The organism is Cutibacterium sp. KB22876 (assembly GCF_059728865.1).
Window position 1 is genome coordinate 1,648,939 of the sequence record NZ_AP040858.1, and the last position, 20,422, is coordinate 1,669,360.

Genomic DNA, 20,422 nt, shown 5'->3' on the forward strand with positions numbered 1-20,422 from the left:
GGCCTGACTGAACCCTTGCGACCCAGTGGCTCAACCAGACGCCTCAGCTGAGTTCAACGCGTGCGCGCGGCCGTCCGTCGCACTTGAAGACCAGTGAGGATCATCTGGGCTCCAAGACATGCGCCGACACCCTCACCGGCTCGCATCCGCAATTCCATGAGGGGTTCCACCCCAAGCTCGGCCAGCACGGCTTGGTGAGCGTGCTCCCGGGACGCGTGGGAGGCGACGAGCCAGCCATGAAGACCTGGCGAGAGCTTGGTGGCGATGAGGGCTGCGACGCTGGTGGCCAGCCCGTCCAGGACGACGGGGGACCCGGCCTGGGCGGCCCCTAGACACACTCCGGCGAGGACGACGAACTCCGGTCCGCCGAGGGATGCCAGGAGATGCTCGGGGTCGTTGGGGCCGGCCTGGGTGCGGGCCAGCGCAGCTGTGATGACATCAGCCTTGCGCTCAACCATGGCGGTGTCGCTGCTGGCTCCTAGGCCGACGGCCTTCGTGGGATCCAGACCGGTGAGGGCGCAGGCCAGAGCCGTGGCAACGGTGGTGTTTCCGACACCGACCTCTCCCAGGCACACCAGGCCGGCCTCGGCAGCCTCCTTGCCCAGGGCCCGACCATCGCGCAGCAGGGCCTCGACCTGGGCTGGGGTCATGGCGTCGGTATGCAGAAGATCACCGCGTTCTCCGGGAACGCGCATGGAGCGAGCGCCCTCCACTGGCTGGGTGACCCCGGCGTCAACAACGAGATGGGAGAGCTCGGCGGCCGTGGCCGTCGAGACGCCGAGCCCCGTTCCGGCAACCGAGGCAGCCATGACGTCATGGGTCACCGTGGGGTCGAAGGCCGTCACCTCCAGGTCGGCGACCGGGTGGTCAGCCCCGACGAGGACGAGGGTGCCGCCCGTGATCTCAGTTCCGCCTGCTGCCTCGACGCGGTCCAGGGTCTGGTCGAGCAGGCCGAGAGATCCAGGCGGGGTGAGGAGCTGGTCGGCATCGTCGTGGGCCGCCACCACCCGGTGGCGGTCGGGTGAGTGCAGGGTCTCCCGGAGAGCAGAGACGGGGGCCTCGGGCTGACCGTCGTCGGGCCAGCGATCGGCCAGGGTGACGTCGGCCAGCGGGAGTCGACGGGACCAGCCGCGTCGCTCGAGTCCCGGGGCTGGGGGACGTTCGTCAGGCCACCCCAGGCACAACCAGCCGAGGGTCTCCACCCCCTCGGGCAGGTGAAGCAGGGCGGCGAGTTCCTCTGGCTGGAAGAGGGTCACCCATCCCATTCCGAGTCCGTGGGCGCGGGCAGCCAGCCACATGTTCTCCACGGCGCAGGCACAACTCCACATGTCGGCGTCGGTGAAGGTGTTGCGTCCCAGCACCCCCGATGCCGGGGTGCGACGATCGCAGGCCACGACGACGCCGACCGGGGCCTCACGGATCCCCTCGAGCTGGAGATCGAGGAGCCGGGCGCGACGATCCGGGGTCAGCAAGTCGGCCTGACGCAGTCGCTCCCGGTCGGCCATGACGGCGGCACGATCGCGGGTGTCGGCGTCACGCACCACGATGAACCGCCACGGCTGGCTGTGACCGACGCTGGGGGCGCGGTGGCCAGCCCACAGGACGGTATTGACGAGGTCTTCGGGGACGTCGTCGTTGCGGTAACGACGGATGTCACGGCGGGCGTCGATGGCGGTGTCGAGCCCCTGCTGCACCTGGTCACCCAGGGACCACCCAGCGGGATCAGCGGCGCGAGTGGCCGAGGAGGTGGTGTCGCCGATCCGGGGGATCGGGCGGGCCCAACGCTCGCTGGTGGATGCGGTCTCATCAGGGGTGCTCACAGCACGAGGGTAGTGGGAAGCCCGTCGCGGCTCGTCGCCGGGATGGTGTGGCGAGGCCGTTTGCGGCGGCTTGTGGTGCCACGGGGCGGGCACGACGGTTTCGGTCGAGCCGGTGTGCCACGTCTACCATGGGCGAATGCCTTCCAACCCTCTGACCTTGACCGCGCCTTCTGGCGGCACCGTTTCGGTGGACACTCCGGTGGTGTTGGCACCGATGGCCGGTGTCACCAATGCCGCTTTCCGTCAGCTGTGTGCCGAGCAGGGGGCAGGGCTCTACGTCTGCGAGATGATCACCTCTCGCGGCCTGGTCCATGGTGACCACAAGACCCACGACATGCTCGCCTTCGCTGACTGCGAGGACGTCCGTTCCGTGCAGCTCTACGGGGTCGACCCCGGAATGGTCGGTGAGGCCACGTCGATCCTGTGCGAGAAGTACAGGGTCAACCATGTCGATCTCAACTTCGGCTGCCCGGTACCGAAGGTCACTCGCAAAGGCGGCGGGGGAGTCCTGCCCTGGAAGCTCGACCGGTTCGCCGCGGTCGTCTCCGCTGCCGTCCAGGCCGGCGACGCCCACGGAGTTCCCGTCACCGTCAAGACCCGTATCGGCATCGACCCCGACCACATCACCTACCTCGACTCTGCCCGCGTCGCCGTCGACTCCGGGGCGGCTGCGGTGTGCCTGCACGCTCGCACCGTCGCCGAGGCCTATGCCGGGCACTCCCACTGGGAGGCCATCGGCGACCTCGTCGAGACCGTCGACGTCCCGGTCATCGGAAACGGCGACATCTGGGAGTCCAGAGACGCCATGGCGATGGTCGAGCAGACCGGATGCGCTGGCGTGGAGGTCGGACGCGGTTGCCTGGGCCGTCCCTGGCTCTTCCGCGACCTGGCAGACGCCTTCGCCGGTCGCGACACGACCACCCTGCCGGCCCTGGGTGAGGTCTGTACGATGATCCGACGTCACGCCGAGTTGCTCGTGAGGTATCAGGGCATCCATGGCCTGGTTGACATGCGAAAGCACATGGCCTGGTACCTCAAGGGTTTTCCAGTGGGTGGGGAGACCCGTCACGCCTTGGGGCAGATCTCCAGCTTCGAGGAACTCGACGCACTGCTGGCCACCCTCGACCACGATGCGCCCTTTCCCGTCAAGGAACTCGGTAAGGCACGTGGCCGCCAGGGCACCCCGCGTCGCAAGGTCGTCATGCCCCACGGTTGGCTGGACTCGCGCACCCTCGACGACGACGATCTGTCGGCCGCCGAGATTGACGCTTCCGGGGGCTGATCCCACCCGGGTCTGGTCCCACGGGCCGAGGTGGGACAGGATGGAACCATGTCCGAAGTGGGAGAACGTGCCCGGGCCTGGGCCCTGACGATGGCCGGTCATCGCGGCGTTGATGACGTCGTCCATGCCCATCCGTCAGGTGGCGTACGAATCGAGGCCGGAGAGGTCGTCGGACGGGAGATTCGGGAGGAGAGGGAGAACCTCCTCCTGCGTCCGGGAGCCACTAGTGCCCACGGCGCAGGGAACCGCGCCATCCCGGAGGAGCCGGATCCCGAGCGGACCTGCTTCGAGCGGGATCGGGACCGGATCGTCCACTCCACGTCTTTCCGGCGACTGGCAGGCAAGACCCAGGTCGTCGTCCATCCCACTGATCACCAGCGCACCCGCCTGACCCACGCCCTCGAGGTGGCCCAGGTGGCTCGATCCATCGCGGCCGGCATCGGAGCTAATGTCACCCTGGCCGACGCCATGGCACTGGGGCACGACTGCGGCCACGGACCGGGAGGTCACGCGTCGGAGCAGGCCTTCGACGCCTTCATCCCGGAGGGTTTCGATCACGGGCCGTGGGGCGCGGACGTCAGTCTGGCGAGTCTCAATCTGTGCGCGGAGACCCTGGACGGCGTCCGTAACCATTCCTGGTCGCGTCCGGCCCCCAGCACCGTCGAGGGGGAGGTCGTCTCGTTCGCCGACCGGATCGCCTATTGCGCCCATGACCTGGAAGACGCTATCAAGGCGGGGATCGTCACCGTCGCGGATCTGCCGCAGGTCGTCGTCGAGGTGGCTGGGACGGATCGGCGCACACAGTTGTCGGTCTTCATCCGGTCCGTCGTCGACACCACCTGCGCAACTGGACGGGTGGGGATGGCAGCCGACGTCGCGGACGCCCTGGCGGCTCTCAGGGCCTTCAACTATGAGCGGATCTACACCAGGCCCGAGTCATTGGGGCAGTCGGAGGCCGTCATCGAGGTTCTGCACGGATTGGTCGCGTACTACCAGGGACACATTGATGATGTGCCGGCCGAATTCCTCGAGACCGATGCCGACCGAATCCATCAGGTCGTGGCATATGTGGGGGGAATGACCGATCAGTTCGCCTTCTCCCGGGCAACCCAGCTGCTGGGATGGGATCGCAGCCGGCTGCCCAAGGGTATGGGCAGGGGTTTCTGACAACTGTCAGGGGGCGTTGATCAGGGTGTTGTCACGGGTGTAGCTTGCCCGCCAGATCATCGGGCAACAGCTTCGCCCTCTTGACCAGTTCGTGCGCCACCACCACGGTGACGGTCTGGCCCGCCAGGATGCCGATGAGGACGAGGGCCTGGGCAGCACCGGCCTGGAGAGCCGAACCGCCACCGAGCAGCACACCGACGAAGGCGCCCGGCAAGGTCACCAGACCGACGGTCGCCGTGCGGTCCACGGTGGGCAACACGGATTCCGTGACGCTCGGTTCGGTCACCAGAGCGATGGCGTCCCGACGCGGGAAACCGACGGCCAGACCAGCCTCGAAGATGCCGATTCCCTCGCGCAGGTCAGCGAAGAAACGGCGGCATGCCAGGGTGTGACCGCTCATGATGTTGCCGATGATGATGCCGGCCACCGGGATGAGGGAAGCGGGGCTGAACGGCGCGCAACCCGTCGCGAAGATGATGAGGAGGACCGGACTCACCCCGGCAAGCATGGCCACCGCGGCCCAGATCCAGGCCTTGCCGACTCCGGAACGATTCGCCGTCGTGCGAACCGCGATGGCGAACATCAGCAGGGTGAACAGGCAAGCAGCCCACAGATGGGCGAGGGCATAGACGAGGATGACGGAGACGATTCCGAGCTGCACGACGGCGCGGATCGACGCGATCACGGACGACTTGGCGATGCCCAGACGTCCAAGGAGTGAGGCGACGACGGCCAGCACGACGAGCATGACCATCGCCAGGGCGAGCTGCCAGGTGGGGTTCACTGTCACGGCGGAAAGTTTGGCACCAATTTGGCCCACCTGCATGCATGGATAGCATGTCCTGCGCAGATGGGTAGGATCGTGGGCATGGCTGGCCGGATCAACGAGGAGGACATCGCGCTGGTCCGGGAACGCGCTCGGATCGACGAGGTCGTCGGCGAATATGTGGCCCTGCGCAATGCCGGCGGCGGTTCCCTGAAGGGGCTGTGCCCCTTCCACGACGAGAAGACGCCCAGTTTCCAGGTGACCCCTTCCCGTGGGCTGTTCTACTGTTTCGGGTGTGGGGAAGGTGGCGACACCATCTCCTTCGTCCAGAAGATCGACAACCTCACCTTCGTCGAGGCCGTCCAGCGTCTCGCCGACAAGGTTGGTGTACAGCTGCGCATCGTCGACGACGGTCGCCCCGGGCTGGAACCAGGTCTACGCATGCAGATCCTGGCCGCCAACGAGGCAGCCGCGGAGTTCTTCCAGGCCCAGATGTCGACGAAGGAAGGTCAGATAGCCCGAGATTTCGTCGCCGGGCGCGGATTCTCCCAGGATGCCGCGGTGCAGTTCGGGATGGGATATGCGCCGCGCGGCGGCCACGTGCTGCGCGACCACCTGTTGGCCAAAGGGTTCACACCCAAGGCCCTCATCGAGTCCGGCCTGGTGCGATCCCAGGGCTGGGACTTCTTCCAGGGACGTGTGCTGTGGCCGATCAAGGATTCCGGAAAATCCGTGCTGGGTTTCGGGGCTCGGCGGGTTTATGACGACGATCGTCTGCCGGCCAAGTACGTCAACACCCCCGAGACCCCGGTCTACAAGAAGTCGCACGTCCTCTATGGCTTGGACATGGCTCGAGCCAACATCGGCAAGAAGAGTCAGGCTGTCATCGTCGAGGGGTACACGGACGTCATGGCGGCGCACCTGTCCGGCATCGACACAGCTGTCGCGGCCTGTGGAACCGCGTTCGGTGAGGACCATGCCCGACTCATCCAACGGCTCATGGGCAACAGCGGTTCCCTCAATGGCGAGGTCATCTTCACCTTTGACGGTGACGCCGCCGGCCAGAAGGCCGCCCTCAAGGTGTTCCGCGGTGACAAGCAGTTCTCCGCCCAGACCTATGTGGCCATAGAGCCCACCGGCCTTGACCCGTGTGACCTTCTCATGCAGCGCGGCCCGGAGGCGGTTCGGGAATTGGTGGCCCGACGGATTCCGCTGTACCGCTACGTCATGGAGAACACGGTCAGCCAGTTCGACCTCGACCGAGCGGATGGACGCGTCGCCGCGGTCAGGGCTGCAGCCCCGCTCGTGACGAGTATTCGTGATCAGTCCTTGGTCGATGGTTATCTGCGCGAGCTCTCCCAGGTGGTGGGTGCCGACATCGATCTGGTGCGTCGTGAGGTGTCCCGTGCCGGCAAGCAACATCATGCCGTGACGGTGGTGCCTCCGCCCCAGCCCCAGCAACCCGCTGGTATCCCGTGGCCCGACCCGGCCGACATCTCGCTGTCCGTGGAGCGCGGATTCCTCAAACTTGTCCTGCAATACCCCGATCTCTTCGACGAGGACTGGGACCAGGTCGAGGTTGAGGACCTGCGTCACCCCGCCTACCAGGCGGTTTTCGAGGCCATCCTGTCAGTGCCTCGTGGTCAGGAGAACTGGGCCGAGGAAGTCGGTAAGGCGACGAGCGACCCGCAGGTGAAACAGCTCGAGGTGGCCCTCCTCGTCGAGCCCATCTTGCGCGAGGAGCCGGACCAGAGCTACGCCGCTGCGTACGCCGCGCGGGTGCGATTGCTGTCCATTACTGACGACATCGCCAACCTCAAGTCTCGCCTGCAACGCACCAACCCGAACCAGGATCGTAAGCTCTACGACGCGATGTTCTCCGACCTGGTGACCCTCGAGGCGCTGCGCAAGAGTCTCATTCTCGCTGGTGGAGCGACCTCGGCCTGATGTGACATCTGTGGACAGCTCATTCGCCGTCCACAGATCACCGCGGAAGGGTTCCACCGTGGCCCGGGGCGAGTCATCGTCAGACCATGAGATACACGGATTTCATCGACGATGTCGTCGCCCTGGACCTTGCCGATGAGCGCGAGCTCTTTCGCAGACTCGATGCCGGGGTGATTGCTGATGCCATCTTGTCCGGACGGTTCCTGGCCACGACACCGGTCACCGTCTCCGAGTTGAACGCGATTTCCGACGACGGAGCAGTAGCCAGGCAGGAGCTCTGGCGACAGATGCTCGCGATGGTGCTCACCCAGGCTCGTCAAGCTGCTGCGACCTATCGATGCAGCGTCGAGGATCTCATCCAGGCCGGCTGCGTGGGGCTGGGAGAGGCGGTCGAGAGGTACGACGAGCGCCGAGGGGCTCGATTCTCGACGGTCGCCTGGACCTGGATCCGTCGTCGTGTCGGCGAGGAGGTTGTCCGCCTGCGTGGCGCCAGGTCCCGGGCCGCGATGAGGGAGTCAGCCGAGGTCGCCCGAGTCGAGGAGGAGTTGACGACGCGGTCCCGGCAGGTGCCGACCAGCGAGGCGATTGCCGAGTGCATGGGCAAGGACGTCATGTGGGTTGAGCAGCGGCGCGCCGAGTGTTGGGAGGTCGACAGCGACGTCCTCGAACACGTGGCGGCCCCACGAGGACGACCAGTCCGTCCGGAACTCCACCTGCTTGCCGTGCTGGCGGGGCAGGAACGGCAAGTCGTGGCATTGCGTCATGGATTCGAGGGAGAACCCATGAGTTTCGAGGCGGTGGGCGAGGAGATGGGGATGTCCGCCTCCAGCGTCCGGCGGATCGAGCAGAGGGCACTGGATCGGCTGCGACGTCATCTGCAGCAGGCTGGGGCGGCGTGACAGGATGGACGCCATGTGGTGGACGAAAGGGCCCAGTTCTGAGGAAATGACCCGAGTGCGAGCCGTACTCGGGTTCGACGACGTCAAGGTGCTCGCCTGCGGGAGAGGAGAGAGGGCGACCGTCATCGCGGTGACGGAGGGGCTCGTCATCCTGACCGACGAGACGGACTCCGCGGTCGCTTGGCACGAGATCGTCCATGGTGGCTGGAATGGCGACACCGCGACGCTGACCTGGGACTTCCTGGACGGATCTGGTGCCTCGGCGGTGTTGGAGAAGCCCGGCAAGATCCCTGAGGTGTTTCGAGCGCGGGTCACCGAGTCGATCGCCGCGACCCGAACCGTTCCGGTGCGTGGCGGAGACGTCCTCGTCGCCGGGCGTGTTCCGGCCGGCCACCTAGCCGTCCCGGAAGGAGCCATCACCTGGACCGCGATGGCTCGGGAGTCCGCCGACCTCGATGACCCCGAGACCCGTCAGAAGGTGTTGGAGGCCACTGACGCTCTCAAGAAGGAGTGGAACTGACGAGGTCGCGCCGTTGCCCAGAACTCGACAAATGCCAACGATTTGTCATCTGGCGAAGAGCGCTGCTAGTGTTTCATTTCGCGCCCGGGGCGCTGATCCCCTGTAGCTCAATTGGCAGAGCATCTGACTGTTAATCAGAGGGTTACTGGTTCGAGTCCAGTCGGGGGAGCGCAGATCATCCCAGATCCGATTTCGGATCTGGGATTTTTCATGCCCAGACAGCATTGAGCATTGACGTTGACGGCGGCCGGTCGGTGATCACCCGACCGGCCGCCGTCAACGTCAATGTGTCCGTCTGTCGCTCAGCGACCTTCCAGCTCCGTGAGGAAGTCATCGGCCCAGACGTCGATCGTCTTGTCGAAAACCTGACGACGCATGGAGCGCATCTTGCGGGCCTTGACCCTCGGGGAGTCAGTGAGGGCCTTCATGATCGTGGCCTTCATGCCGTCGATGTCATACGGGTTGACCATGTAGGCCTGCTTGAGCTCTCGAGCGGCACCGGCGAACTCGGAGAGCACCAAGGCCGAGTCGTCGTTGGAGCGGCAGGCGATGTACTCCTTGGCAACGAGGTTCATGCCGTCGCGCACCGGGGTGACGAGCATGAGATCAGCCACCTGGTACATGGCGGCGAGGACTTCACGAGGCACCGACTCGTTGCGGTAGACGAGCGCCCGGTTGGCGATTGTCCCCACCTTCGAGTTGATCTGGCCGACGAGCTGGTTGATGTCGTCGCGCAGGATCTTGTACTCCTCGACGCGCTCACGCGACGGGGTGGCCAGCTGCAGGAAGACGACCTCGTGAGGATCGAGCTTGCCCTCCTTGAACAGCTCTCCGACGGCGCGGATGCGCTGACGAAGACCCTTGGTGTAGTCCAGACGGTCGACGCCGAAGATGATCGTCTCCGGGTTGCCCAGGTCCTCGCGCAACTTCGCAGCCTCGGCCTGCACCTTCTCCGAGGTGGCCAACTCGTGGAATCCACGCGAGTCGATTGAGATCGGGAAGTCGCGAGCAATGACGTCGCGTCCGTCGGGAGTGTGAGCGCGACCGCGAGAGGCCGTGACGCCCGGACGACGCTTGGCCAGGCGCAGGAAGTTCGCGGCTGCACCCGGGGTCTGGAATCCGACGAGGTCGGCCCCCAGCAGACCCTCGACGAGCTCCTCGCGCCACGGCAGACGGCTGTAGAGCTCGATCGGCGGGAACGGAATGTGGAGGAAGAAGCCGATACGCAGGTCGGGGCGCATCTCGCGCAGGTACTTCGGGACGAGGTTGAGCTGGTAATCCTGCACCCACACCGTGGCGCCCTCGGCCGCCAGCTCAGCGCCCTGCTCGGCAAAGCGCTTGTTGACCTTCTGGTAGGCCTCCCACCATTCGCGGTGGAACACCGGCTCGACGACGCAGTCGTGGTACAGCGGCCACAGCGTCGCGTTGGAGAATCCCTCGTAGTACTCCTCGACCTCCTGGGCGCTCAGGGGAATCGGGTGAATGTCGTAGCCGTCATGGTGGAAGGGCTCGACGACCTCGTCGGGAGCACCGTGCCATCCGATCCAGGCGCCACCCTTGCGCTGCATGACCGGCTCAAGCGCCGTCACCAGACCACCGGGGGAGGACTGCCAGCTGACGTTACCCTCATCGTCGACCTTCCGGTCCACGGGTAGGCGGTTTGCGATGACAAGGAAATCAACCTTGTCCTGGACGGTCTCCGACATCTCTGATCACACCTCTCATGGAGGTCCTGCTGCACAGCAGGCCCACTTTCACGCTACCAAGCAGGAGTTTCCGTCCGAGGACGATCCTCGCTATTTGGCGGCTGAGGGCCCGCCATGGGACCGATGTGTGTGACGATGGGGCCATGACTGACCGCCCTGCTCCAACCGAAAAGTCCTGGACCCCTCTCACTGAGGCCGGAAGGGGGATTCTCGACGCTGTCGCCGCCGATCCGAGCTCAGTGCTTCTCGCCCTGGACTTCGATGGCACCCTGGCACCCATCGTCGATGATCCCGCTGACTCGGTGATGGCCCAGGAGTCCCGCGACGCGATGTCGCGGATGGACGGCAAGCTCGCCACCATGGCCATCGTCACTGGCCGAGAGGTCGCCGCAGTGCGACGCATGACGGCTGTCGACGATGTCCCTGGCCTGGAGCACCTGGTCGTCCTGGGGCAGTACGGGGTGGAGCGTTACGACGCCGCATCGGGGGCATTGCGTGATCCTGAGGTGCCGGACTCGGTGCGAATCGCCAAGGGGCGTCTCGAGCAGCTTGCCGAGGAGCTCGGCCAGCAGGATCCCCGTGACGTCGGCTGCCGGATCGAGGACAAGGGCCGCGCCGTCGCCCTGCACACCCGTCGGGCCGCGGATCCCGCTCATGCTCTGGCGAGCGCGGTACCGCGAGTCCGTGAGATCGCCGAGGAGCTCGATCTTCACTGTGAGGACGGCCGCAACATCATCGAGTTGAAGTCCGCCGTCACCACCAAGGCCCAGGCCCTGCGTGAGCTCATCGACGAGGTGGAGCCGCGGGTCGTCATCATGTGTGGCGACGATCTGGGTGACGTCCCGGCCCTGGAGGTCATCTCGGAGTGGATTGGGCAGGGTCACCCCGGTGCACGCGTCGTGAGTTACTCCGACGAACAGCCATCCATGGCCGATCACGCCGACATCATCTGTGACCAGACAGAGGGCGTCTCCTCCCTCCTCAATGCCATCGCAGATCGCGTTTGTTTCACAAAGTGATACGCAATCTCACCTTATAAGACAAAATCGCCTTTTTCTTGAGTCCTCAAGTCAACTGTGCTTGCATGATTTCAGACGCCATTGATGAACGTTGTGGCGCGGCTCCGGGGAGATCCCGGGAAAGCCGGTGAACGCCGTGACGGAATCATCGATCATGGTTCATGAATGGAAGGACGAGAAGGTGAACACACACCGTGTCTGGGGTAATCGTGCCGGTCGATCGGTCATGAGCTCCACCATGATGATGTGTTCGATGTGTCGGTGTTGTTGCTGATATCGATCGCTCATGCGCCGGTCGTGTGAGGTCGTCCGGGCTCTGCGCCTGTGGCAGTCCCCATCCGGGTCAGTTGTGAGCCCACGTCAGCGCACCTCGCATGCGCACCACGTCCATCCCTGAATCCGATCCCATCTGTGTTCTTGGAAAATCCACAATGGTGACGTCGGATTGTTCTGAACGGAATTCTCGATGATTCTTACCGGCTTACTCGTCGGAATTGCTTTCGGCTTTGTTCTGCAACGTGGTCGCTTCTGTGTGACCAATGCCTTTCGTCAGGTGTGGGTTGCCAGGAGCACGACCTGGATCACGGCTTTCCTGCTGGTGATCGCCATTCAGGCCATCGGCGTCACGACGTTGACCCAACTCGGCGTCATCCACCTGTCCTGGAAGCCGCTGCCGTGGCTCGGTGTCATCGTCGGAGGACTGCTCTTCGGCGTTTCGATCGTGCTGGCCGGCGGATGCGCCACCGGAACCTGGTTCCGCAGTGGTGAGGGCCTCGTCGGCTCCTGGATCGCGCTGGTCTTCTATGCCATCGGTGCGGCGGCCATGAAGTATGGCGCCCTGTCGGGGCTCAACCAGTCGGTGCGGTCCCTCAAGGCCCCGGTGACGACGATTTCCGCCCTGGGAATCTCACCCTGGATTCCCACCATCGTGTTGGCCCTTGTCGTCGGAGCCCTGGTGTGGCGGCAACTGCGCAAGCCGGCCCGAAAAGTCGCCACCCTCCCGCCGGAGAAGACCGGCCTCGCACACTGGCTCTTCGAGGCCAAGTGGCATCCGTTCCTCACCGCCGCCCTCATCTCGGTGATCGCGATCATCACCTACCCGCTCGGCGAGGCCACCGGTCGTCACGCCGGACTGGGCATCACCACCCCGACCGGCAACCTGCTGGAGTGGGCGGTGACCGGAGATGCCTCATACGTCGACTGGGGAGTGCTGCTCGTGGTCGGCATCCTCGTCGGCTCCTTCATCGCAGCCAAGGCCTCCGGTGAGTTTCGGGTCCGCGTCCCTGACTCGGCCCAGGTCGTCAAGTCCGTCGCCGGAGGGCTCGGAATGGGAATCGGAGCCAGCTGGGCCGGAGGCTGCACCATCGGCAACGCGATGGTCGAAACTGCACAGTTCAGCTTCCAGGGATGGATCGCCTTCCTCTTCATGTTCCTGGGCGTGGGCCTCGGCACGAAGGTCTTCGTGCTCGGCTTCACCCGACGCAACCCCGCACTGGGGACGCTGCCAACCGCCACCGTCACTGAAGGAGTGTCATGACCACACATGTTCTCGAGACCGGTGGGCAGGTGTGCCCGTTCCCGCTGGTCGAGGCCCAGAAGGCCATCGCCGGGCTGCCAGTCGGAGATCGTCTGACGATCAACTTCGACTGCACCCAGGCCACCGAATCCATCCCGGAATGGGCTGCCACGGCCGGTTATCCGGTCACCGGCTTCCGGAAGGTGGGTGATGCCGGCTGGACGATAACCGTCGAAAAGGCATGACCCGCATCAACCTACGCACACAGAGATTTTCCGAACACCCATGGACTTGAATCTCAATCGAAAGGACTGACACCATGACGACGATCGCCAACGACATCACCGAGCTCATCGGCCACACTCCGCTGGTCAAGATCAACAAGCTCTTCCCGGACTCCCAGGCCACCGTGTTGGCCAAGCTGGAGTTCTACAACCCGGCCTCCAGCGTCAAGGACCGCATCGCCAAGTCGATCATTGACGCGGCCGAGGCATCTGGACAACTCAAGCCCGGCGGCACCATCGTCGAGGCCACCTCTGGAAACACCGGCGTCGGCCTGGCCCTCGTCGGCGCGGCTCGCGGCTACAAGGTCATCATCACCATGCCCGAGACCATGTCCAAGGAGCGTCGCGCCATCATTCGTCTGCTGGGTGCCGAGCTCGTGCTCACCCCGGGTGCTGATGGAGTTCCGGGGGCCAACGCCAAGGCCGCCGAAATTGTCAAGGAGACCCCTGGTGCCATCCTGGCCAGCCAGTTCGACAACCCGGCCAACCCTGAGGTTCATCATGATGCCACCGGCGAGGAGATCTGGAACGACACCGAGGGCAAGGTTGACGCCATCGTCGCCGGCATCGGCACCGGTGGCACCATCTCCGGTGCCGGCAAGTACCTCAAGGAGAAGAACCCCGAGGTGAAGACCTTCGGCGCCGAGCCCGCCGAGTCCCCGGTCATCACCAAGGGAGAGAAGGCGCCGCACAAGATCCAGGGCTGGGGCCCGGGCTTCGTGCCGGAGAACCTCGACAAGTCCGTCGTCGACGAGATCCTGCTCGTCCCTGGTGACGACGCCATTGCTCTCGCCCGCCGTGCCGCCGCCGAGGAGGGCATCATCACCGGCATCTCCGGTGGTGGCGCTCTGCAGGCCGCTGGCCAGGTCGCGGCCCGTCCGGAGTTCGCCGGCAAGACGATCGTCGTCGTCATCGCCGACACCGGTGAGCGCTACCTGTCGACCGCTCTCTTCGAGGGCCTCGTCGACTGACGGCTCATTCGCGGATCGGCCGGTACCCCACCGGGGTGCCGGCCGATTTGCGTCACGGACCGGTGCGGTCGGCGACCACCCGAGCGATCGTCGTCAAGGCCATTGCCAGGGTGTCGTCGTCGTGGCTTCCGAAACCCAGCACGATCCCAGCCGCGTCGGCGTCAGCTGATCCCCAGTAGGTCGACAGGGGAGTGACGCCGACCCCTTCGTGACGACACTGTCTGACGACGTCCTCCTCGGACCCGTCGAAGAGCAACACGGCATGCAACCCACCGTCGATCGGCTGCAAGGTCGCACCTGGCACCGACCCGAGAATGTCGATGACGGTGTGGCGACGGCGTCGGTACACCTGGCGCATCCGCTGGGTGCGACGCCGTAATGCCCCGGTCGACAGGTAGTCGGCGACGGCCTCCTGGACAATGGCGGGAACAGGCTGCCCGGTAGCCTGACGCTGTTCGGCGAAAGGGTCCATCAAGTCGGGCGGGATCACCAGATAACCACACCCCAAGGCGGGGGTCAGTACCGACGAGAAGGTACCCAGCAAGATGGTGTGTTCCTCGTCCAAGGACGCCAACGCCGGAAGGGGAGCGCCGACGTGACGCAGCTCGGAGTCGAAGTCATCCTCGACAATCCAGCAATTCGCCCTCTCGGCCCACTCGATGACGGCAGCCCGACGACTCGCCGACAACGATCCTCCCCAGGGGTACTGATGGCTCGGGGTGATGAGCACCGCATCCAGATTCGTCGCGTCACTTCCGGTGGGAAGGCCCTCCGGGTCAAGTCCGTGGTCATCAGTCGGCAGCCCGACGATGCGATGGCCAAGCGCCGTCGGCACCTTCCTCAAGCTGGGGTACCCAGGGCTCTCGACCCCGACCATCAGGTGTCTGGACCTGTCACAGAGCACCTGGATGAGCTCGGCCAGTCCGGCGCGGGCACCACCGGTGACGACGACTTGGCGCGGATCGGCGAGCAGGCTTCGCATCTGACGTAGGTGCTCGGCGATTTCATGACGCAGCCGAGGGGACCCCAACGGATCGGTGATCCGGCGCGGTTGGACGCAGGCGCGATGCCAGGCTGACCGCCAGGCTGAGTTCGCCAATCCAGCCGTGTCAGGTGCTCCCGGCGTCAGATCGATTCCGTGGCGATGGTGAGGGGACGGGGACGGAGTCGGCGTCGTGGAGCGCCGATGGAGACCTCGCAGATCAGGGTTGACCTGGGTGCCCGACCCGCTCGCTGCGACGAGGTATCCCTCAGCCTCCAGCTGTTCGTAGGAGGCGACGACCGTGCCGCGGGACACCCCGAGTTGGGCGGACAAGGCCCTGGTACTTGGCAGATGGTCTCCCGGGGCCAGCACCCCGTCCATGATGAGACTGCGCACCCCCTCGCAGATCCGCACCGGGAGCGGCCGGGAATCCTGAGGAAGATCCAGCGGGACGTCGACGACGAGATCCGGTCTCATCTCGTCCATCCGAGAAGTGGTCCAACAGAAGTGGTCATATATGGATCTTGTCATGAACCACAATCGTCGATTCGATGAGGTACATGACTGAGAATGCAACTACCACTGGGACCACGCGGGTCAAGCGTGGACTGGCCGACATGCTCAAGGGCGGCGTCATCATGGACGTCGTCACCCCCGAGCAGGCGAGGATCGCCGAGGATGCCGGAGCCTGCGCCGTTATGGCCCTGGAACGTGTCCCTGCCGACATCCGCGCCCAGGGCGGAGTGGCCCGGATGAGTGATCCCGATCTCATCGAGGGAATCATCGACGCCGTCTCCATCCCCGTCATGGCCAAGGCTCGTATCGGCCACTTCGTCGAGGCCCAGGTGTTGGAATCCCTCAAGGTGGACTTCATTGACGAGTCCGAGGTGCTCAGCCCGGCTGACTACGCCAATCATATCGACAAGTGGGCCTTTGACGTCCCCTTCGTCTGCGGCGCCACCAACCTGGGTGAGGCCCTGCGTCGCATCACCGAGGGCGCCGCCATGATCCGCTCCAAGGGTGAGGCCGGCACCGGTGACGTCTCGGAGGCCGTCCGCCACCTGCGCACCATCCGAGCCGAGATGGCACGTCTGAGCAGCATGTCTCCTGACGAGCTCTATGTCGCCGCCAAGGAACTGCAGGCCCCATACGATCTCGTCGCCGAGGTGGCTCGTACGGGTGAGCTCCCGGTGGTGCTCTTCGTTGCCGGTGGTGTGGCGACTCCTGCTGACGCCGCCCTCGTCATGCAGATGGGCGCCCAAGGTGTCTTCGTCGGGTCTGGCATCTTCAAGTCCGGCAATCCTGCTGCCCGCGCCGCTGCCATCGTCAAGGCCACCACCGCCTACGACGATCCCGACACCATCGCCGAGGTCTCCCGCGGACTGGGCGAGGCCATGGTGGGCATCAATGTCGCCGACGTCCCGGCGCCGCACCGTCTGGCCGAGCGGGGTTGGTGAGGTGGCTCCACTCATTGGGGTCGTCGCCCTGCAAGGCGGATTCGCTGAGCACATCGAGGTTCTCGAATCCCTCGGCGCGACGACCCGTCGAGTCCGTCGGGAGGCTGATCTTGACGGACTCGACGGGATCGTCCTGCCCGGTGGGGAGTCGACGGTCATCGACAAGCTGATGAGATCCTTCGGTCTCGCCGACCCGCTGCGAGAAGCCATCACCGTAGGCCTTCCGGTGCTGGCCACCTGTGCAGGTCTCGTCGTGCTGGCGGCAGAGGTGGAGGACGCCGCCACAGGCCAGCAGACTCTCGGACGGCTCGACGTCACCGTGCGTCGTAATGCGTTCGGATCCCAGCTCGACTCCTTCGAGGGACATCTGGACATCAATGGGGTGGGCGAGGGGATCCCCGCCACCTTCATTCGCGCTCCGATCGTCACCCGTAGCGGGCCTGAGGTCGAGGTCATCTCGACGCTGCCCGACGATGCCGGCGAGGCGGGTGGGGCCATCGTCGGTGTCAGGCAGGGGAACATCCTCGCCCTGTCCTTCCATCCCGAGGAGACGACGGATGATCGGGTGCACCGACGGTGGCTCGACGAGCTGCAGGAGGGGTCTCCAGGCCGTCGGGACGGCCAATTCCACCCCCTCCTGAACACTGTTCAAGGGTGACGGCTAGCATTCCTCGCTGTGAGTCTTGAACAGCATCTTCTCGAATACGACAGACGTCATGTCTGGCACCCCTATGCTCCGACGGTCGGGGCCGATCCGATGCTTGCCGTCACGGCCGCCGACGGGGTCCGGTTGCAGCTCCATGACGGGGAACACCGCTACGAGGTCATTGATGGCATGGCCTCGTGGTGGTGCCAGATCCATGGTTACCGCAACCCTGTCCTCGACGAGGCCGTGAGCCGTCAGAGTTCCCAGTTCAGCCATGTGATGTTCGGTGGGCTCACCCACCAGGCAGCCGTCGACGCCGTCAAGGCCCTCGTCGACCTCGCCCCGGAACCGTTGGATCGGGTCTTCCTGGCCGACTCCGGCTCGGTGGGTGTCGAGGTGAGCCTCAAATTGGCTCGTCAGGTGCAAATTGCGCGCACTGCTGCGCGTGGCGGTACCCTCACCCGTACTCGTATCGCCGCCCTGCGTGGTGCCTACCACGGAGACACCCTCGGTGCCATGAGCGTGTGCGACCCGGTCGGCGGCATGCACGCCATGTTCTCCGACTCGATTCCCCGGCAGCTCTTCCTGCCTCGCCCGCCCTCCTTCGATGCCGATGTCGATGCCGTCGAGACCTGGTGCGACCAGACCGATGATATTGTCGACGCCCACCGCGACGAGCTGGCCGGCATCATCGTCGAGCCGATCCTGCAGGGGGCGGGCGGCATGTGGCCGTGGTCTCCGGCATGTCTGAAGCACCTCCGCCAGCGCGCTGACGATCTGGACCTCGTTCTCATCGCTGACGAGGTCGCCACCGGATTCGGTCGTACCGGAAAGCTCTTCGCCTGTGAGTGGGCCGACATCGTCCCCGACATCATGGTCGTCGGGAAGTCCATGACCGGCGGGTACATGACCCAGTCGGCCGTGCTGTGCTCCGACGAGCTCGCCACCGAGGTCAGTCGAGGCCCGGGCGGGTCCCTCATGCACGGGCCGACCTTCATGGGCAACCCACTGGCCAGCGCTGTCACCGCGGCCAGCCTGGGCATCGTCGCCCAGGGCGGATGGCAGGACGATGTCGCCCGGATCAACGAGGTCATGTCCCGCGAGCTGACCCCGCTGCGGGACCTCGACGGTGTCACCGACGTGCGCGTCTTCGGAGCCATCGCAGCTGTTCAGGTCGACAGCCCGATCGCCATGAGACGAGCCACCCGTACCGCCGTCGAGAACCAGGTGTGGTTGCGCCCCTTCCGCGACCTCGTCTACGCCATGCCGCCCTACATCTGCACCGAGGACGACCTGGTGGGGATGGCTGCCGGAATGCGGGCAGTCGTCACCGATCAGCTGACACACACGTCATTGGAGGAGTCATGAAGATCACCGATCTGGACGGAATCGTCATCGTCACCGGAACCGACACCGATGCCGGCAAGACCGTCACGACGGCCGTCATCGCCTCGGCCCTGAAGCAGGCCGGCAAGGACGTCCTCATCGTCAAGCCCTACCAAACCGGTTTGGCCCCCGAGGAACCCGGCGACGTCCATGACGCAGGACGTCTGGCAGGAATTGATTCCGAGAATCTGCTCGAGTACGCGCGCTGTCCTGAGCCGCTGGCCCCGACGACGTCGGCTGCCCGCGCTGGGATGACGATTCCTTCCATCGAGGAGGTCGCGGCGCGAGTCCTTGTCGACTCCGACGGTTACGACGTCACTCTCGTCGAAGGCGCAGGGGGAGTTCTCGTCGGTCTGGACAACGACGGAGCCGGTGTCCTCGATCTCATGGATTCCCTGGCACGCCGTGGACACGAGCCCCACGTGGTCGTCGCGACCCGCTCGGTGCTGGGCACCCTCAACCACACCGGACTGACCTGCAATGCGATCCGCGATCGCGGCCACCAGGTCGACGCCATCATCATCGGGTCCTGGCCGGCCGAGCCCGACCTGGCCGAGAGGTGCAACCTCGAGGAGATCGAGGATGCTGCCGGAGCCCCATTGGCTGGAGTCATTCCGGCCGGCATTGGGAAAGACCCCGGCGCCGTTCAGCGGACGGCCCTGACACTGGGAGAAACTCAGTGAGCGTAACCCTCGCCCCCGACTCCCAGTTGGAGGACCTGGGCTACCAGCCCAGTCTGAACCGTCAGCTTCCCCTCGGTTCGCTGTTGGTCTACGGACTGCTCTTCTTCGTCCCGATGGCCCCGGTCGCCGTCTTCGGCCCGGTGGTTAACCGCTCCGGTGGGGTACCGGTGCTGGTGTACCTGGTGGCCGCTGCCGTCATGGGACTCTCGGCCATCAGCTATCGCGAGATGGCCCTGCGCTTTCCAGTTGCCGGATCGGTGTACGGGTACACCCGGTTCTCCCTGGGGCGATTCCCCGGGTTCATCGCCGGATGGCTCATCCTGCTTGACTACATCCTCATGCCTTCCTTGTTGACGGTGCTCTCGGCCGTCGCCCTGGCCCACATCTGGCCCAGCGTCCCGACGGGAATCTTCGCCGTGGTCTTCGTGCTGGCCTCCATGGCCCTCAACCTGCAAGGGGCGACGGTCACCACCCGGGTTGGCCTCGTCCTGCTGGCCATCCAGTTGGTGACGATCGCCGTCTTCCTGGTGTGCGTCGGGCAAGGGTTGGCCAGTGGCGACGTGGCGTGGAGTTGGCATGCCCTGTGGCGTCCGGGGACGTCGTGGGTGTCGGTGGCCTCGGCGGTGTCCATAGCCGCGCTGAGCTACCTCGGTTTCGACGCTGTCGCCACCCTGAACGAGGAGGCCCGTGGGGGAGGCCGAGCCGTCGGCATCGTCACCCTCCTCCTCGTCGGCCTGCTCGCCGTCCTCTTCGGGGTGCAGGTGTTGGCCGCCGGTCTGGTCTCTGACACCATGCACTTCGCTCCCGGCGGGGCGACCGATCGGGCCTTCTACCGCACCGTCGATCAGGTGTGCCCGGGCTGGTTCACCTCGATCTTCACCGTCGTCAATGCCTTCGTCGCCATCTTCGCCTGCCTGGTCGTCGCCCATTCGTCGACGGCCCGGCTGGTCTTCGCCATGGCTCGTGACAAGGTGATGCCCTCGGTGCTCTCGCGCACCAGTTCCAAGGGTGTGCCGTGGGTGGCCACCGTTGTCGTCGCCACCGTCACCGTCATCCTGGCCGTCACCTTCGCCTCCCACGTCGAGACGATGACGACCCTGGTGACCTTCGGTGCGCTGTCGAGCTACGTCTTCCTGCATGCTGACGTCATTGCCCAGTGCGTGTTCAAGGAGGGCTCACGCAAGTGGATGCGTCACCTCGTCGTCCCGATCCTGGGTGCCCTGACCCTGCTCATCGCCCTGGCGAAGACCGAGGAGATGACGCGGATCGTGGGCCTCAGCTGGCTCGCGGCTGGTGTCATTGGTGCGATCATCGCTCGGGCGCACAGGTCACGTCAGGCTGGGAAACTGGCCTCACATCAGGCGTAATTCC

Annotated in this window: 18 protein-coding genes, 1 tRNA gene and 1 pseudogene; 15 read left to right on the plus strand and 5 right to left on the minus strand. The window is 65.3% G+C overall.

Annotated features, from left to right (window positions below; genetic code table 11):
- Positions 1-53: 53 nt before the first annotated feature.
- A complete protein-coding gene (gene bluB, locus AC6I1W_RS07470) occupies positions 54-1,820 on the minus strand; it encodes a 5,6-dimethylbenzimidazole synthase (RefSeq protein ID WP_081302557.1) in 1,767 nt (588 codons plus the stop codon).
- A 136-nt stretch (positions 1,821-1,956) separates the two neighbouring features.
- Between bluB and dusB the strand changes: the two genes are divergently transcribed.
- Both dusB and AC6I1W_RS07480 read left to right on the plus strand, forming a co-directional pair.
- On the plus strand, positions 1,957-3,102 hold the full coding sequence (gene dusB, locus AC6I1W_RS07475; RefSeq protein ID WP_270235925.1) for a tRNA dihydrouridine synthase DusB: 1,146 nt from the start codon (positions 1,957-1,959) through the stop codon (positions 3,100-3,102).
- Between the two features lie 48 nt (positions 3,103-3,150).
- Positions 3,151-4,269, plus strand: a complete 1,119-nt coding sequence (locus tag AC6I1W_RS07480; RefSeq protein WP_117189558.1) for an HD domain-containing protein — start codon at positions 3,151-3,153, stop codon at positions 4,267-4,269.
- Positions 4,270-4,300: 31 nt separating this feature from the next.
- Here the strand turns inward: AC6I1W_RS07480 and AC6I1W_RS07485 are convergent, their stop codons facing one another.
- Positions 4,301-5,095 carry an ABC transporter permease gene (locus AC6I1W_RS07485; protein ID WP_117189559.1) on the minus strand — a complete coding sequence of 265 codons (795 nt, stop codon included), beginning with the start codon at positions 5,093-5,095 and terminating at the stop codon, positions 4,301-4,303.
- A 42-nt stretch (positions 5,096-5,137) separates the two neighbouring features.
- Here AC6I1W_RS07485 and dnaG point away from each other — a divergent pair, with 42 nt between their 5' ends.
- The 4 genes from dnaG (at position 5,138) to AC6I1W_RS07505 (ending at position 8,570) form a co-directional block, all read left to right on the plus strand.
- Positions 5,138-6,982, plus strand: coding sequence for a DNA primase (dnaG, locus tag AC6I1W_RS07490; protein ID WP_065672845.1), 1,845 nt, complete (start codon positions 5,138-5,140; stop codon positions 6,980-6,982).
- Between the two features lie 86 nt (positions 6,983-7,068).
- Positions 7,069-7,881, plus strand: coding sequence for a sigma-70 family RNA polymerase sigma factor (locus tag AC6I1W_RS07495; RefSeq protein WP_016667450.1), 813 nt, complete (start codon positions 7,069-7,071; stop codon positions 7,879-7,881).
- A gap of 4 nt (positions 7,882-7,885) precedes the next feature.
- A complete protein-coding gene (locus tag AC6I1W_RS07500) occupies positions 7,886-8,401 on the plus strand; it encodes a hypothetical protein (protein ID WP_171048639.1) in 516 nt (171 codons plus the stop codon).
- 96 nt (positions 8,402-8,497) lie between these two features.
- Positions 8,498-8,570 (plus strand) — tRNA-Asn (locus AC6I1W_RS07505).
- 133 nt (positions 8,571-8,703) lie between these two features.
- On the opposite strand, the gene AC6I1W_RS07510 is transcribed toward AC6I1W_RS07505, so the two are convergent.
- Positions 8,704-10,107, minus strand: coding sequence for an alpha,alpha-trehalose-phosphate synthase (UDP-forming) (locus AC6I1W_RS07510; RefSeq protein WP_065672627.1), 1,404 nt, complete (start codon positions 10,105-10,107; stop codon positions 8,704-8,706).
- Positions 10,108-10,232: 125 nt separating this feature from the next.
- Between AC6I1W_RS07510 and otsB the strand changes: the two genes are divergently transcribed.
- Entirely contained in the window at positions 10,233-11,126 is an 894-nt protein-coding gene (gene otsB / locus AC6I1W_RS07515; RefSeq protein WP_462552499.1) for a trehalose-phosphatase, read from the plus strand.
- Between the two features lie 180 nt (positions 11,127-11,306).
- Here the strand turns inward: otsB and AC6I1W_RS07520 are convergent.
- Positions 11,307-11,403: pseudogene (locus tag AC6I1W_RS07520) on the minus strand (kinetochore protein); the annotation flags it as partial.
- Between the two features lie 255 nt (positions 11,404-11,658).
- Here AC6I1W_RS07520 and AC6I1W_RS07525 point away from each other — a divergent pair.
- The 3 genes from AC6I1W_RS07525 (at position 11,659) to cysK (ending at position 13,897) form a co-directional block, all read left to right on the plus strand.
- A complete protein-coding gene (locus AC6I1W_RS07525; protein ID WP_249361287.1) occupies positions 11,659-12,663 on the plus strand; it encodes a YeeE/YedE family protein in 1,005 nt (334 codons plus the stop codon).
- Positions 12,660-12,887 (plus strand): sulfurtransferase TusA family protein, encoded by a 228-nt coding sequence (locus AC6I1W_RS07530; RefSeq protein ID WP_117189563.1) that lies wholly within the window; start codon positions 12,660-12,662, stop codon positions 12,885-12,887. Before AC6I1W_RS07525 ends, AC6I1W_RS07530 begins: the two co-directional genes overlap by 4 nt.
- 74 nt (positions 12,888-12,961) lie before the next feature.
- Positions 12,962-13,897, plus strand: a complete 936-nt coding sequence (cysK, locus tag AC6I1W_RS07535) for a cysteine synthase A (protein ID WP_016667456.1) — start codon at positions 12,962-12,964, stop codon at positions 13,895-13,897.
- Between the two features lie 52 nt (positions 13,898-13,949).
- On the opposite strand, the gene pdxR is transcribed toward cysK, so the two are convergent.
- Positions 13,950-15,356: a MocR-like pyridoxine biosynthesis transcription factor PdxR gene (pdxR, locus tag AC6I1W_RS07540; protein ID WP_171048645.1), complete on the minus strand. Its 1,407-nt coding sequence runs from the start codon at positions 15,354-15,356 to the stop codon at positions 13,950-13,952.
- An 83-nt stretch (positions 15,357-15,439) separates the two neighbouring features.
- Between pdxR and pdxS the strand changes: the two genes are divergently transcribed.
- The 5 genes from pdxS to AC6I1W_RS07565 are packed head-to-tail and all read left to right on the plus strand — an operon-like array spanning position 15,440 to position 20,418.
- Entirely contained in the window at positions 15,440-16,336 is an 897-nt protein-coding gene (gene pdxS / locus AC6I1W_RS07545) for a pyridoxal 5'-phosphate synthase lyase subunit PdxS (protein WP_081302560.1), read from the plus strand.
- Positions 16,287-16,994 (plus strand): pyridoxal 5'-phosphate synthase glutaminase subunit PdxT, encoded by a 708-nt coding sequence (gene pdxT / locus AC6I1W_RS07550; protein WP_117189565.1) that lies wholly within the window; start codon positions 16,287-16,289, stop codon positions 16,992-16,994. Before pdxS ends, pdxT begins: the two co-directional genes overlap by 50 nt.
- A gap of 18 nt (positions 16,995-17,012) precedes the next feature.
- Positions 17,013-18,350 carry an adenosylmethionine--8-amino-7-oxononanoate transaminase gene (bioA, locus tag AC6I1W_RS07555; protein WP_063279690.1) on the plus strand — a complete coding sequence of 446 codons (1,338 nt, stop codon included), beginning with the start codon at positions 17,013-17,015 and terminating at the stop codon, positions 18,348-18,350.
- Positions 18,347-19,051: a dethiobiotin synthase gene (gene bioD, locus AC6I1W_RS07560; protein WP_016667461.1), complete on the plus strand. Its 705-nt coding sequence runs from the start codon at positions 18,347-18,349 to the stop codon at positions 19,049-19,051. Before bioA ends, bioD begins: the two co-directional genes overlap by 4 nt.
- Entirely contained in the window at positions 19,048-20,418 is a 1,371-nt protein-coding gene (locus tag AC6I1W_RS07565; RefSeq protein ID WP_063279691.1) for an APC family permease, read from the plus strand. The genes bioD and AC6I1W_RS07565 overlap by 4 nt, the downstream gene beginning before the upstream one ends.
- Positions 20,419-20,422: the final 4 nt, after the last annotated feature.

Bases quoted from the DNA above. Each gene is read 5' to 3' on its own strand.
- AC6I1W_RS07495 (WP_016667450.1), top strand. From the start codon at position 7,069: ATGAGATACACGGATTTCATCGACGATGTCGTCGCCCTGGACCTTGCC.
- pdxR (WP_171048645.1), bottom strand. From the start codon at position 15,356: ATGAGACCGGATCTCGTCGTCGACGTCCCGCTGGATCTTCCTCAGGAT.
- AC6I1W_RS07500 (WP_171048639.1), top strand. From the start codon at position 7,886: ATGGACGCCATGTGGTGGACGAAAGGGCCCAGTTCTGAGGAAATGACC.
- AC6I1W_RS07485 (WP_117189559.1), bottom strand. From the start codon at position 5,095: ATGCAGGTGGGCCAAATTGGTGCCAAACTTTCCGCCGTGACAGTGAAC.
- bioD (WP_016667461.1), top strand. From the start codon at position 18,347: ATGAAGATCACCGATCTGGACGGAATCGTCATCGTCACCGGAACCGAC.
- pdxT (WP_117189565.1), top strand. From the start codon at position 16,287: ATGTCGCCGACGTCCCGGCGCCGCACCGTCTGGCCGAGCGGGGTTGGT.
- dusB (WP_270235925.1), top strand. From the start codon at position 1,957: ATGCCTTCCAACCCTCTGACCTTGACCGCGCCTTCTGGCGGCACCGTT.
- dnaG (WP_065672845.1), top strand. From the start codon at position 5,138: ATGGCTGGCCGGATCAACGAGGAGGACATCGCGCTGGTCCGGGAACGC.
- AC6I1W_RS07510 (WP_065672627.1), bottom strand. From the start codon at position 10,107: ATGTCGGAGACCGTCCAGGACAAGGTTGATTTCCTTGTCATCGCAAAC.
- AC6I1W_RS07480 (WP_117189558.1), top strand. From the start codon at position 3,151: ATGTCCGAAGTGGGAGAACGTGCCCGGGCCTGGGCCCTGACGATGGCC.
- pdxS (WP_081302560.1), top strand. From the start codon at position 15,440: ATGACTGAGAATGCAACTACCACTGGGACCACGCGGGTCAAGCGTGGA.
- AC6I1W_RS07530 (WP_117189563.1), top strand. From the start codon at position 12,660: ATGACCACACATGTTCTCGAGACCGGTGGGCAGGTGTGCCCGTTCCCG.
- cysK (WP_016667456.1), top strand. From the start codon at position 12,962: ATGACGACGATCGCCAACGACATCACCGAGCTCATCGGCCACACTCCG.